General features: G+C 57.7%; 11 protein-coding genes. 8 read left to right on the top strand and 3 right to left on the bottom strand.

Going from position 1 to position 14,172, the window contains the following annotated elements; genetic code table 11:
* Positions 1-52: 52 nt before the first annotated feature.
* Positions 53-1,054 (top strand): LacI family DNA-binding transcriptional regulator, encoded by a 1,002-nt coding sequence (locus RHM65_RS19255; protein ID WP_322170160.1) that lies wholly within the window; start codon positions 53-55, stop codon positions 1,052-1,054.
* 7 nt (positions 1,055-1,061) lie between these two features.
* Positions 1,062-2,546 carry a xylulokinase gene (gene xylB / locus RHM65_RS19250; protein WP_322170163.1) on the top strand — a complete coding sequence of 495 codons (1,485 nt, stop codon included), beginning with the start codon at positions 1,062-1,064 and terminating at the stop codon, positions 2,544-2,546.
* A gap of 213 nt (positions 2,547-2,759) precedes the next feature.
* On the opposite strand, the gene RHM65_RS19245 is transcribed toward xylB, so the two are convergent.
* Positions 2,760-3,317 (bottom strand): TetR/AcrR family transcriptional regulator, encoded by a 558-nt coding sequence (locus RHM65_RS19245; RefSeq protein ID WP_322170166.1) that lies wholly within the window; start codon positions 3,315-3,317, stop codon positions 2,760-2,762.
* Between the two features lie 284 nt (positions 3,318-3,601).
* Between RHM65_RS19245 and mexE the strand changes: the two genes are divergently transcribed.
* From mexE to RHM65_RS19220, 5 genes are all read left to right on the top strand, one after another.
* Positions 3,602-4,858 (top strand): multidrug efflux RND transporter periplasmic adaptor subunit MexE, encoded by a 1,257-nt coding sequence (gene mexE, locus RHM65_RS19240; protein ID WP_322170169.1) that lies wholly within the window; start codon positions 3,602-3,604, stop codon positions 4,856-4,858.
* Between the two features lie 12 nt (positions 4,859-4,870).
* The gene (locus RHM65_RS19235) at positions 4,871-8,074 is read left to right on the top strand and encodes an efflux RND transporter permease subunit (RefSeq protein WP_322170173.1); all 3,204 of its coding nucleotides are present in this window, start codon (positions 4,871-4,873) and stop codon (positions 8,072-8,074) included.
* On the top strand, positions 8,071-9,486 hold the full coding sequence (locus RHM65_RS19230; RefSeq protein ID WP_322170176.1) for a TolC family protein: 1,416 nt from the start codon (positions 8,071-8,073) through the stop codon (positions 9,484-9,486). The genes RHM65_RS19235 and RHM65_RS19230 overlap by 4 nt, the downstream gene beginning before the upstream one ends.
* 117 nt (positions 9,487-9,603) lie before the next feature.
* Positions 9,604-9,900 (top strand): LysR family transcriptional regulator, encoded by a 297-nt coding sequence (locus RHM65_RS19225; RefSeq protein ID WP_322170179.1) that lies wholly within the window; start codon positions 9,604-9,606, stop codon positions 9,898-9,900.
* A 136-nt stretch (positions 9,901-10,036) separates the two neighbouring features.
* Positions 10,037-11,101: a phytoene/squalene synthase family protein gene (locus RHM65_RS19220; protein ID WP_322170183.1), complete on the top strand. Its 1,065-nt coding sequence runs from the start codon at positions 10,037-10,039 to the stop codon at positions 11,099-11,101.
* Between the two features lie 162 nt (positions 11,102-11,263).
* Here the strand turns inward: RHM65_RS19220 and RHM65_RS19215 are convergent, their stop codons facing one another.
* A complete protein-coding gene (locus RHM65_RS19215; protein ID WP_322183915.1) occupies positions 11,264-12,748 on the bottom strand; it encodes a helicase HerA-like domain-containing protein in 1,485 nt (494 codons plus the stop codon).
* A 164-nt stretch (positions 12,749-12,912) separates the two neighbouring features.
* Between RHM65_RS19215 and RHM65_RS19210 the strand changes: the two genes are divergently transcribed.
* Positions 12,913-13,842 (top strand): AEC family transporter, encoded by a 930-nt coding sequence (locus tag RHM65_RS19210; RefSeq protein ID WP_322170189.1) that lies wholly within the window; start codon positions 12,913-12,915, stop codon positions 13,840-13,842.
* Between the two features lie 28 nt (positions 13,843-13,870).
* On the opposite strand, the gene RHM65_RS19205 is transcribed toward RHM65_RS19210, so the two are convergent.
* The gene (locus RHM65_RS19205) at positions 13,871-14,044 is read right to left on the bottom strand and encodes a hypothetical protein (RefSeq protein WP_322170193.1); all 174 of its coding nucleotides are present in this window, start codon (positions 14,042-14,044) and stop codon (positions 13,871-13,873) included.
* Positions 14,045-14,172 lie beyond the last annotated feature (128 nt).

Below are 14,172 nucleotides of genomic sequence, written 5' to 3'. Positions count from 1 at the left end.
GCCTTCCCACAGAAGGCCCATTTAATGTGATGGAAAGGGCGGAGTAATCGCTGTGGTAACGATGGATGATGTAGCGAAACTTGCCAAGGTATCGACATCAACGGTGTCGCACGTGCTCAACGGCACGCGCAAGGTTAGCCCGATCACCGCGCGTGCGGTGGAGTCGGCCGTTCAGTACCTTGATTACATTCCCAATACCCTGGCGCGCTCGTTGGCCCGTTCGACCACCAACACCATTGGTGTGGCGATCTCCGCGCTGTCTAACCACTATTTCAGCGAGACGGTGCACGCCATCGAAACCGAATCGGCCAAGCACGGAATCATGATGTTATTTGTGGACACCCACGATGATCCCGAACAGGAGTTGCGGGTGGTGAAAGCGCTGCACCATCGACGTGTCGACGGGATCTTACTAGCGCCGTCCATGGACACTAAAGACCACCGGACGTTGGCGTATTTGCAAGCCAACGAGATTCCCACGGTGCTGGTGGATCGGCTCGCTGCGAAAGGCTTCGATCAAGTGGGCGTGGAGAACAAACGCTCGTCTCAGGCCTTGGTCGCGCATCTGATTGAACACGGTCATCGACGCATTGCCTGTGTCGCCGGCCGTCGCGGGTTTAGTACCACCGAGGAACGCATCGACGGCTACCGGGCAGCGTTGAGCGCGGCAGGTTTGCCGTTTGATCCGGCGTTACTGGTCAATGGCGAGTCCAGCAGTGAGCCCGCGCGGCTGGCCACGGGGCATCTACTGGCGCTGGCTTCGCCGCCCACGGCAATCATGGCCGCCAACAACATGATGACCATCGGCGCCATGCACGCCCTGCGGGACGCTGGCATCGGCGTGCCCGAGCAGATGGCGCTGGTGGGGTTCGATGATTTCGACTGGGCTGATTTTTTTGTCCCGCGCCTGACGGTGGTCGCGCAACCCGTTGAGGCGCTGGGGGCACGGGCGGTGAAGCTGCTGCTGAAACGAATCGAATCACCCGAAGGCAAGCGACAAACCGTTCGGCTCCCGCCCACATTGCGGATTCGAAATTCATGTGGATGCCGTTGAAATGGTGATGAACAATCCTGTTTCGCTCGGGATCGATCTCGGTACGTCCGAACTCAAGGCGGTGCTGCTGGACGAGGGCGGAATCGTGCTGGGCCATGCCAGCGCCAAACTGACGATTTCCCGCCCACATCCGGGAAGGTCAGAACAGCGTCCAGAAGACTGGTGGCAAGCGTGTCTCAGTGCTCTGGACCAATTGCGCCAGGATCAACCGCAGGCCTATGCGCGCATTGCCTGCATTGGCTTGTCGGGGCAAATGCACGGCGCAGTGCTATTGGGCGATGACAACCGCGTGGTGTCCCCTGCGATCCTGTGGGATGACTCACGGGCTACCGGCCAAGCGGAACAACTGGCCCGGGATTACCCTGAGTTTGCCGAGATCACTGGCAGCCTGCCCATGGCCGGGTTGACCGCACCCAAACTGCTGTGGCTGAAGCACCATGAGCCGCAGGTATTTAACGAGATTGACTGTGTGCTGTCGCCCAAGGATTACCTGCGCTTACGGCTGAGCGGCGAGCGGGTCACCGACGTTTCGGACGCTGCCGGCACCCTGTGGCTGGACGTGGTCAAGCGTGATTGGTTTGAACCGATCGTTCGCGCGACCGGGCTGGAACTTCGCCAACTGCCTCGGCTGGTGGAAGGGCGCGCAGCGTCCACCGTGCTCAACACCTCAGCGGCGCAACGCTTGGGTTTGCCGGTTGGAGTGGTCATCGCCGGGGGCGGCGGGGACAACCCGGTCTCTGCAGTGGGTATCGGCGCCATCCATGCCGGGGACGCGTTTATCACCTTGGGCACCAGCGCTGCGATTGTTGCGATCACCGATCACATGGCCGGCCATCCAGCCCACGCGGTGCACAGCTTTTGTCACGCCATCCCGCAGCGCTGGTACACCATGGGCGCCCTGTTGGCGGGCGCCAGTTGCTTGCGCTGGGTGACGCAATTATTGGGCTTTCCCGACGAGCAAACACTGTTGGAGCGGGTGCAGACGGCATTGCCCATTGATCAACCGGTGGCGGTTTCCAATCCGCTTTTTCTGCCTTACCTCGCAGGCGAACGTACGCCGCATAACGACCCGTTATTGCGCGGTGGATTCATGAGCCTGGGCTACGACTGTTCACCTGCGATGCTGGGTTACGCGGTGCTGGAGGGGGTGGGTTTTGGCTTGTTAGACGCGATGAACGCGGTTCAATCGGCAGGTGCCGCCGTGCATGCCTGTGCACTGGTGGGCGGCGGGGCACGCAGTGAATATTGGGCGCAGTTGTTGGCGAATATCCTCGACCGAGAAATCTACACGCTATACGGCAGTGAACTCAGCGCCTGCATCGGCGCGGCCACGCTGGGCTTTTTAGCGAACGGGCAGGGCGACGCACTGCTACAGGCGGGGATGCCGGTCAAAGCGCGGTATTTTCCACGGGTTGAGCAACAGCCTGCCTTGAATCAGCGCTATGAGAAATTTCGCGGATTATTGTCGGCGGCGAAGGTATTGCATGGTTGATGGATGCCTTTTTTGCTTGCCGGACTTCAGTAGACACCCAACACGGACTGCTGCCGGATGCAAAGGCGCCTTCGTTGGCAAGCCAACTCCCACAGGACTTCGGCAGCTCCTACAGAAATCTGTGCAGCGCCAAAATCTGTGGGACCGAATTTATTCGGGAGGGCTTTCGTTCTGACATGCTGCAACCTCAAACCACACAAGGGGTGACATCCGCTACCGCTCCGACGACCACGCGCTTTTCACGGAGTTGATAATTAACGCCGAGAGTTCGGGGTCATCGACTGCGCGTACGATCAATATCGCCCCAGCAATGGACGCTAGTATCTGCGCTGCATTGGCCTGTTTGATTTCTGGTGTTTGCCCTTCGGCGCGCTCGGCAAGCAGCCCCATCAGATCGCGGATGCCACTGGTGAACTCGGTGCTGATGGGACCGCCGTTGCGTGCCACATCTGCGGCCATCGCCGGTATCGGGCAGCCGTCGCCTTCGTTGCAGATGTGCGCGTCAGCCAGGTAGCCGTCAACTATTTCGCTGATGGAACGGGCGGTGTGCCATTGGTTCACTTCGGGGGCGAAGGCGCGACGTACCGCTTCAGTGACCAGTTGCTCTTTACCCCCCGGAAACTGCTTATAGAAACCGCCGTGGGTCAGGCCGGTGGAGCGGGCCAATTCGCCAATGCCAATGCCGTCGATACCACGCTCGCGGTACAAATGTGAAGCCGCCTCAAGGATCGCTTCTTTGTTTTGTGCGGCCTTTTCTTTGGTGACTTTCATCGTTGACTCCTGAGTGGACGGTTAACTCTTGGCCATCGAAGCTGCGTTTGCAACGTACTAATCATGATGACCGTAATCATGAATTCCGATACTCCGCGGTTTTGCCTGTTTTCAGCGCCAAACATAAAACACAGGAGGCCCGTGTTTAAAGGGTCTCAGCCGATTTAGGCTTTAATGATTACAACTATCATTATTAGTAATACTGAACTTCATGCCGTTCAATTCGTCGCCAAAGTGCTCGTCACACAGAATCCGCCTACTCAATCCCGAACGGCGGACGCACCATGCAACATTCACTCAGACACCTTCGTTATCCCGTATCGGTGCTGGCGCTTGCCGTCCTCGCCGCCTGTAATCGCACTCCCGCTGTTGCTCAGGCACCGGGGGCACCCAAAGTCACCGTGGCGCAGGTGCTGGAACAACCCATCACCGAGTGGGACGAAGTCACCGGTCGCCTGGAAGCGCCGGAAACCGTTGAAGTCCGTCCGCGAGTCTCCGGGCAGATTGATTCGGTCGCATTTGTCGACGGTGCGTTGGTGAAGAAGGGTGATCTGCTTTTTCAGATCGATCCACGGCCGTTCGAGCATGAAGTCCACCGTCTTGAGGCGCAGTTGCAACAAACCCGCGCCACCTTGACCCGCACCGGGAACGAAGCGCAACGCGGCCAGCGCCTGCTGAGCAGCAACGCGATCTCCGCTGAACTGGCAGATACCCGGACCACCTCTGCTCAGGAAGCCAAAGCCGGCGTCGATGCGGTTCAAGCCCAGCTTGATCTGGCACGCCTGAACTTGAGCTTCACCCGAGTTATCGCGCCGATTACCGGTCGCGTCAGCCGCGCCGAAATTACGGCGGGTAACATCGTCACCGCAGACGTGACGGCGCTGACCAGCGTGGTGTCCACCGACAAGGTGTATGCCTACTTCGACGCCGACGAACGCGTATTCCTCAAATACGGCCAGCTCTCACGCCAAGGCAAACGTGGCCAGACCACCCCGGTGTACATGGGCCTGTCCAACGAGGAGGGCAACACCCATGTTGGTCAGATGAATTTCGTCGACAACCAAGTCAACCCGAAAACCGGCACCATTCGCGGTCGTGCGGTGTTCGACAACCGTGACGGGCAATACACGCCGGGCCTTTATGCCCGCTTGAAACTGGTGGGCAGTCCCACCTATTCCGGCACGTTGATTTCAGACGAAGCGGTGGGGACTGACTTGGGCAAAAAGTTCGTGCTAGTCGTGGACAAGGACAACAAGGTCGCTTACCGCAGCGTCGAACTGGGTCCGAAACTGGAAGGGTTACGCATCGTTCGCAGCGGGCTACAAAAGGACGAACGAATCGTCATCAGTGGGTTGCAACGGGTACGTCCCGGCGCGCCGATAGATCCGCAGGTCGCGCCGATGGCCAGTCCAGAAGTGATCGCGATATTGGCCCAGCAGCGTCAAGCGCTGGAAGCCAGCAACCAGCCCGCCGCACAGTCACCGTCTGCCGTTAAGTCGGCGGTGGTGAAAGTGGCTTCCGCTGTTACACCGCGCGGATAAGGGGCGCTGACCATGAAGTTTTCCCAATTTTTCATCACCCGACCGATTTTCGCAGCGGTGCTCTCGCTGCTGATTCTGATCGCCGGTGCCATCTCGCTGTTCCAGTTGCCCATCAGTGAGTACCCGGAAGTCGTTCCGCCTACCGTGGTCGTGCACGCCAACTTTCCGGGTGCCAACCCTAAAGTAATTGGTGAAACCGTTGCCGCGCCGCTGGAACAAGCCATTACCGGTGTCGAGAACATGCTGTACATGTCCTCGCAGTCCACCGCCGACGGCAAGCTGACGCTCACGGTGACGTTCGCGTTGGGCACTGACCTGGACAACGCCCAAGTTCAAGTTCAGAACCGCGTGACCCGCACCGAGCCGAAACTTCCAGAAGAGGTGACGCGCATCGGTATCACCGTGGACAAAGCGTCACCTGAGTTGACGCTGTTGGTTCACTTGGTCTCGCCAGACAAACGCTACGACATGCTCTACCTGTCCAACTACGCCATTCTCAACGTCAAGGATGAGCTGGCGCGCTTGAACGGTATCGGCGATGTGCAACTGTTCGGCATGGGCGATTACTCGCTGCGGATTTGGCTGGACCCGGACAAAACCTCGTCGCGGAACCTGACAGCGATTGATGTGGTGAACGCGGTTCGTGAACAAAACCGTCAAGTCGCCGCCGGTTCATTAGGTGCCCCTCCAGCGCCGAATGCCACCAGCTTTCAAATGTCGATCAACTCCCAGGGCCGTCTGGTCAGCGAGGAGGAGTTCGAAAACGTCATCATTCGGGCCGGCGCCAACGGCGAGATCACCCGCCTCAAAGACATCGCACGGGTCGAACTCGGCTCTAACCAATATGCCCTGCGGGCGCTGCTGAATAACCAGGAAGCGGTGGCCATGCCGATCTTTCAGCGTCCCGGTTCCAATGCCATCGACATCTCTAATCAGGTGCGGGCGAAGATGGCCGAACTGAAGAAAAGCTTCCCCGAAGGCATGGATTACGAAATCGTTTATGACCCGACGATCTTCGTTCGCAGTTCCATCGAGGCAGTGGTCCACACCTTGTTCGAAGCCCTGATTCTGGTGGTGTTGGTCGTCATTCTGTTCCTGCAAACCTGGCGTGCCTCGATCATTCCACTGGTCGCCGTGCCGGTGTCATTGATCGGCACCTTTGCCGTGATGCACTTGTTCGGCTTCTCGCTCAACGCGTTGTCATTGTTCGGATTGGTGCTGGCCATCGGCATCGTGGTGGACGACGCGATTGTGGTGGTGGAGAACGTCGAGCGAAATATCGAGCTGGGATTGCAGCCCGCTGAGGCGACGAAAAAAGCCATGAGTGAAGTGACCGGGCCGATTATCGCCACGGCATTGGTGCTGTGTGCGGTGTTTGTCCCGGCCGCCTTTATCTCGGGCTTGACCGGTCAGTTCTATAAGCAGTTCGCGCTGACGATTGCCATCTCCACGGTTATTTCGGCGTTCAACTCGCTGACCTTGTCGCCGGCATTGGCCGCCGTGCTGCTGCAAGCCCATGGCGCGCCCAAAGACCGTTTCTCACGCTTGCTTGATCGTTTACTCGGCGGTTGGCTGTTCAAACCGTTCAACTGGTTTTTCGACAAAGCCAGCCATGGTTATGTGGGCACGGTGGCCAGGGTCATTCGCAGTACCGGCATTGCGGTGGTGGTCTACGGCGGTCTGATTGTGATGACCTGGTTTGGCTTCAACACCACGCCAACCGGTTTCGTACCGACCCAAGACAAGCAATACCTGGTGACCTTTGCGCAGTTGCCGGATGCCGCCAGTCTGGACCGCACTGAAGCGGTTATTCGGCGCATGAGCACCATTGCCATGAACGAACCGGGTTTTGACAGTGCCGTTGCGTTCCCCGGCCTGTCGATCAACGGTTTCACCAACAGTCCAAACAACGGCATCGCCTTTATTGGTCTGCGGCCGTTCGATGAACGCAAAGAGGCCAGCCTCTCGGCCGGCGCCATTGCGGGCTCGCTCAATGCCAAGTTCGGCGGGATTCAAGAAGCGTATATCGCGGTGTTCCCGCCACCCCCGGTCCAAGGCCTCGGCACCATCGGCGGCTTCCGTTTGCAAATCGAAGACCGTGGCAACCTGGGTTACGAAGCACTGTACAAAGAAACGCAAAATATTATTGCCAAGAGCCGGACGATTCCTGAGCTGCACGGGTTGTTTACCAGCTACACCGTTAACGTGCCGCAAGTCGATGCGAACATCGACCGTGAAAAAGCCAAGACCCACGGCGTCGCTATCAGCGACATTTTCGACACGTTGCAGGTTTACCTGGGCTCGCTGTACGCCAACGACTTCAACCGTTTTGGTCGCACGTATCAGGTTAACGTTCAGGCCGAGCAACAGTTCCGCCAGGAACCTGAGCAGATTGGTCAGCTGAAAGTACGCAACAACCTCGGCGAAATGATCCCGCTGGCGACCTTCGTCAAGGTCAGCCCTACCTCCGGTCCTGATCGGGTCATGCACTACAACGGGTTCATTACCGCCGAGATAAACGGCGGTGCGGCACCCGGTTACAGCTCGGGGCAGGCTCAAATCGCTATCGAGAAACTGCTCAAAGATGAACTGCCAAACGGCATGACCTACGAGTGGACCGACCTGACGTTCCAGCAGATTTTGTCTGGCAACACGGCGTTGTTGGTCTTCCCACTCTGCGTACTGCTGGCGTTCCTGGTGTTGGCTGCCTTGTACGAAAGCTGGAGCCTGCCACTGGCCGTGATCCTGATCGTGCCGATGACCCTGCTTTCAGCCATTGCCGGGGTGATCATCTCTAACGGCGACAACAACATCTTCACCCAGATCGGCTTGATCGTACTGGTGGGCTTGGCGTGTAAGAACGCGATCCTTATCGTCGAGTTTGCCAAAGATAAGCAGGACCAGGGCATGACCCCATTGGATGCGGTATTGGAAGCGTGCCGCCTGCGTTTACGTCCGATCCTGATGACGTCGTTCGCTTTCATCATGGGCGTAATCCCGTTGGTGACATCGACCGGTGCCGGTTCTGAAATGCGCCGGGCGATGGGCGTGGCGGTATTCTCCGGAATGCTTGGGGTGACCTTCTTTGGTCTGCTGCTGACGCCGGTGTTCTTTGTACTGATTCGTAACTATGTAGGTCGCAAAGCAGCCCGTAAAGCAGCCCGCAAACAGGCTCACGAAGCTGACAAGGCCCTGACGCTGGAGTCGCACCCATGAGCATGAAATTGTTTGTTCCTAGCCTGTTGGTTCTGGCGCTAGCGGCCTGCGCCGTCGGCCCGGATTACAAGGCCCCAGTGACCCCAGCGGCTGCGGTGTTGTCTGCCGCCCAAGGCAATTACGACCGCACTCACACTGAGTCAGTCTGGTGGGCGCAATTCGATGATCCAGTCCTGAATCAACTGGTTGCTCAGTCGATGACCGGCAACCGGGATTTGCGCGTGTCGTTTGCTCGTTTGCAAGCTTCCCGGGCGATCCGTGATCAGGTGGCGTACACCCAGATGCCGATCATCACCAGCGGCGTCAGCAGCCAGATAGGCAAGGCGCAAGTGCCGGGTCAGACCAATCAGCGCGTTAACATCGAAAGTTACACCGCGGGCCTGGACATGGCCTGGGAAATCGACCTGTTTGGTCACATCCATCGCCAGATCGAGTCGGCCAATGCCGATCAGCAAGCCAGCGAAGCCGATCTGTTCCAGTTGCAGATCAGCATCACCGCCGAACTGGTGGATGCCTACGGCCAGCTGCGCGGCGCGCAACTGCGTGAGCGAATTGCCCGGGACAACCTGAAAAACCAGCAGGAATCGCGCACTGTCACCGTCAGCATGCGTGACGCCGGGGTCGGTAACGAACTCGACGTGGTGCGTGCTGATGCCCGTCTGGCGGCAGTTGAAGCCACTGTGCCGCAGTTGCAAGCTGAACAAGTGCGGGAAAAAAACCGCATCGCGACCTTGATGGGTGAGCGTCCGGAATCGATGAAAGTCGACCTGAGCCCAGCGCAGTTGCCGGCGATTGCCAAGGCCTTGCCGATTGGCGATCCCACCGAACTGCTGCGTCACCGTCCTGATGTGCGTGCCGCTGAGCGCCAATTGGCCTCGGCCACCGCGCAAATCGGGGTGAACACGGCGGACCTGTTCCCACGGGTCAGCCTCACCGGTTTTCTCGGTTACACCGCCGCCCGTGGTTCGCAGATCGGTTCTTCGGCTGCTGCTGCCTGGTCGCTTGGCCCAAGCATCACTTGGCCGGCGCTGGATTTACGCAGCGTGCGAGCGCGGATTCGCGGGGCCAATGCCGATGCTGACGGTGCGCTGGCCAACTACGAGCAGCACGTGTTGCTGGCGTTGGAGGAGTCGGAAAACGCCTTCAGCGATTACAACAAGCGTCAGGAACGTTTGATCTCGTTGATCCGTCAAAGTGAATCCAGCCGTAAAGCGGCAGATTTGGCCTCGATTCAGTACCGCGAAGGCACCGCTGACTTCCTGGTGTTGCTGGATGCCGAACGTGAACGCCTGGCAGCCGAAGATTCTCAGGCCCTGGGTGAGATCGACACCTACCGTGGGATTGTTGCCATTTACAAGGCATTGGGTGGCGGCTGGAATAACAAGGTTGAGGGCGTGGCCATAAATAACTGAGCCGGTCATGGGCTGCTCTGTGTAATATGCATAGCAGCCTATCGATTTGCGCAGGTCCAGGTAGTGGCGATTACCAACAATCATTCTTCATTTTTTTAAACATTCCGGGGTTCCGTAATGAATATCGACGAACATAAATTTGCAGGTATTGATCTAAATTTATTAGTGGTTTTCATGGTGATGTTCCGCGAACAAAGCGTCTCAAAATCGGCTGAATATCTGCATGTCCAACAACCGGCGGTGAGCGGGTCACTGGTCAGATTGCGTCATTGCTTCGATGACCCGTTGTTTTTACGCGCGGGAAGAGGGATGCGGCCTACCAGCCGGGCGATTGAGATTGCCACGGCGCTACTGCCGGCGATGAGCATCATAGGCGCGGTCATCAGCGGCGACATGCCCAACGGATTTTCCTGACAGGTTGTGAAAACTTTACGCTGAGGGCCGTGTGGCGAATCCACGCCAAGCCCCCCATTAGCGATTACACTGCCGCACTCGGAGCCTGTATGCACCGGTATGCATGACCCTATGGTGAGGTAGAAATCGCTTGTCCATGTTCGAGTCACCCTCAGCTTTTGACCTCGGCGCACGCGAAGCTGAGGCCTATCAAAATCTGATCCTGCCCCATGTATCCAGAACCTTTGCGCTCACTATTCCGCAGTTGCCGCCGCCCCTGCGGCTGGCGGTAACCAACGCTTATTTGCTCTGTCGCATCGCCGATACCATTGAAGACGAACCGACCTTTAGCCTGGAGCAGAAGCGTCGTTATGGGGCGGCGTTCATTGCCGCCGTCACGGGTCATATCGATTCGAAACAGTTCTCGGCCGAGTTGGCTCCGCTGTTTTCACAGGCAACCTTGCCCGCCGAGCGCGAACTGGTCAGCCAGTTAGTGCTGGTTTTACAGATCACCCGCAGCCTGATGCCCTCCCAACGAACGGCAATCATTAACTGCCTGACGGTGATGTCCAAAGGGATGTTTGATTTTCAGCGCACCGTCAGTCGACATGGACTGGAAACGTTGCGCGACATGAATCGCTACTGTTACTGCGTAGCGGGGGTGGTGGGCGAAATGCTGACCGAGCTGCTCATCGATTTTGACCCTGCGTTGGCCAGCCAGCGCGGGCTGCTCTTGCCGCTGGCCGTGTCCTTCGGCCAAGGCCTGCAGATGACCAATGTGCTGAAAGACCAGTGGGAGGATTACAGCCACGGCGTTTGCTGGTTGCCGCAAGACCTGTTCGCCCGCCACGGCGTTGACCTCTCGGGATTACAAGCCGGTGTGCAAAGCGCGAATCATGGCCGTGCACTGACCGAGATGATCGGCATCGCCCACGCGCACCTGAAACTGGCGTTGGAATACACACTGACGATTCCGCTCAAGCACTCTGGGTTTCGACGTTTCTGCGTGATGAATATCGCCTTCGCGGTCCTGACACTCCGTAAACTACAGCGACACCTGGACTTCTGCTCCGGTGATCAAGTCAAAATCACTCACCGGGCCGTGGCCTACGCGATGGCGCTTACCCGGCTCAGTGCACACTCCAACAGCGGATTACGCTGGCTGTTCAAAATAGCCACCCGCAGGCTGCCGTTGAGACCGCTTTCGGCAGAGTGGGATTAAAATCAATCCCCCGGACCTGTAGGAGGGTCCGCCACGTCTTCGACGCCGCGCTGTCGCGCAGCAAACTGTGGGGCACTTCGTTGAGCTTGAGGTTGCAGCGTGTCAGGAGAAAAGCCTTCCCGAATAATTCGGTCCCACGGTGGTTTGAATCGTTAAACCGAATTACTTCTTTTTATTGCTCCCACCCAACAATGAGCCCATCAAACCGCGCACCAACTCTCGCCCGATTTGATTCGCGGCGGTGCGCATCGCGTTTTTCATTGCCTGGCCCGCGAGACCGCTAAAAAAACCTCCTGCCCTCTCGGCCAATCCGCCGGGTACGTCCTTCGCCGGCTCTACGCCTACGTCAGGCGGGGCGATCTTGCGCGCCATTAACATTTCATACGCAGACTCACGGTCCACCGGTTTGTCGTAACGTCCAGCCAAAGGCGACTGAGCAATCAACACCGCGCGCTCGGTTTCACTCAATGGCCCGATTCGCGATTGCGGGGGCGCGATCAGTACACGCTGGACCATTTCGGGGGTGCCTTTTTCCTGCAACGTACCGACCAGCGCTTCACCAATGCCCAGCTCAGTGAGTACCGCGAGGGTATCGAACGCCGGATTAGGACGAAAACCATCGGCCACGGCGCGCAAGGACCTTTGTTCTTTGCTGGTGAATGCCCGCAGCCCATGCTGAATCCGCAAACCCAGCTGCGCGAGGATGGTATCCGGCAAGTCGCTGGGCGATTGGGTGACGAAATACACACCAACGCCCTTGGAGCGGATCAACCGAACCACCTGCTCAAGACGTTCTTGCAACGCCTTTGGGGTGTTAGCGAACAACAAATGCGCCTCATCGAAAAATAGCGCCAGCAGCGGCTTGTCAGCGTCGCCACGTTCAGGCAATTGCTCAAACAGTTCAGCCAGCAACCACAGCAGGAACGTCGCGTAGACCTTGGGCGCTTCATGCACCAAACGGCGGGCATCCAACACGTGGATGCGTCCCCGGCCATCACTGGCCGGTTGCAAAATATCTTCGAGCTGCAAGGCCGGTTCGCCGAACAACGCTTCGGCGCCTTGTTGCTCCAGCACCGCCAAACGACGGAGCAATGCCTGACTGGACCCGGTGGTCATCAAGGCGCTGTCTTCACCCAGCAGTTCTGGATGGTCGCGAAGGTGATTGAGCAGGGCTTTGAGGTCTTTAATTTCCAGCAGCAACAATCCTTCACGGTCCGCAACCTTGAACGCTGCGTACAACGTCGATTGTTGGCTGTCGGTCAACTCCAGCAAACTTCCCAACAGCAGTGGGCCCATTTCCAACAACGTGGTGCGCAAGGGATGACCCGATTGGCCGTGCACATCCCAAAGGATGACCGGATTAGCCTGGGGGCGATAATTCAGCCACGGCATACCGGCGATTCGTTCAGCGACTTTGCCTTGGGGGTTACCTGCCGCGCCCAGCCCGCACAGGTCACCCTTGATATCCGCCGCGAAAACTGCGACGCCAGCGTCGCTGAATACTTCAGCCAGACGCTGGAGTGTCACGGTCTTGCCGGTACCGGTCGCTCCCGCAATCAGGCCATGACGATTCGCCAACCGCAGCGCTTGCCCAACCGGCTGCCCGTCAAGGCTTGCGCCAAATAGAATTGAGTCAGAGTCAGACATGTAAAATCCGTCCAATAAAGGTGTTATTCCATAAATGTCCACGCCAATACTGCTTTTAAAAGAGCTAAAAGCAATCGCTTTATATTTACCTTAGTCGAGCCCTAGACAGCAGGGAGTGGCAACTTTAGGCTCATCGCCTTTGTCCGGTTCTGGCGTCACTCTTCATGAACTCAGTTGTTACCGTCGTTTTGCCGATTTTTGCGCTGATCCTGGTCGGGTTTATCTGTCGAAAAGCCAATTGTCTCGGACCCACTGCGGCTTCAGAAATCAATCGCCTAGTGGTATGGCTGTGCTTGCCAGCGCTGTTATTTAAAACCACAGCTACCGCCACCTGGGCGGAGATTTGGCAGCCGGGCTTCGTTCTCGCCTTTAGCGGTGGAGCGTTGTTGGTGTTTTTCGCGACCCTGATCTGGCGCATGGCCAACAAACACTCGTTGGTCGAGGCGAGCATCGACGGGCTAAGCGCTTCGTATGCCAATACCGGTTACATCGGTATTCCACTGTGCCTGTTGGTTCTCGGCCCCGCAGGTCTTCAACCGGCGTTGATATCCTCGCTGATCGTCGTCTGCGTGCTGTTCTCTATTTCAGTGGTCTGCATTGAGATCGGGCTTCAACAGGAAAAACACCTAGGCCGGGCCATTGCGACCGTATTACGTGCGCTGGCAAAAAACCCACTGGTCGTTTCGCCAATAGCCGGGGGGTTGTGGGCTGCGACGGGGTTGGGACTCACTGTGCCGGTTCTCCACTTCCTGGACATGCTCGCGAGTGCGACGACCCCGTGTGCGCTGATCTCCTTGGGTTTGTTTCTCGCACACAAGCAGGAAGGACGAGTGACCGGTGCCTGGCCGCTGGTGCTTATAAAGCTGATCGTCCAGCCGTTAATAACGGCGTATTTGGCGTTCAAGGTGTTTCATCTTCCGCCGTTATGGGCGCAGGCGGCGCTGCTGTTAAGCGCGCTGCCTACCGGCACTGGGCCTTTCATGCTTGCGGAATACTATCGCCGTGAAGCAGGGGTGATCTCTCGCACTATCTTGCTTTCGACGCTGGGGTCGTTAGCATCCATATCCATTATTCTTTGGTTGTTTTCGGTCTGAAAAATCGATCCAAGCGTAATGCTGCTGTCTAGTGACCATCAGCCACTTTGCGTTCTATCTCTGCTGTTTTCCGGCTGAGTTCATCGGCAGCGCTTTCTTCATCGGTGTCGGTGGTTGATGTTTCATCGGTACCTTCTAGGTCCTCATTGTCGTCCTCGATATTCTGCTCGACGACGTTAATGGGTTTTTCCGAGTTGCTCATGTTGTTGTCTCCTGCGGTGGAGATTTCAGCGTAGACCAACCCACGAGGCCCTCTGTCGTCAAACCCCGATTTTGAATGCCGTTTATCATCTGGCAATGGTGGGAGCGGGCTTGCACGGGGTGGATCGG

Source organism: Pseudomonas sp. CCI4.2, from assembly GCF_034350045.1.
In the GTDB taxonomy this organism is placed as follows: Bacteria; Pseudomonadota; Gammaproteobacteria; order Pseudomonadales; family Pseudomonadaceae; genus Aquipseudomonas.
This window is presented reverse-complemented; position numbering and strand designations above follow the sequence as displayed.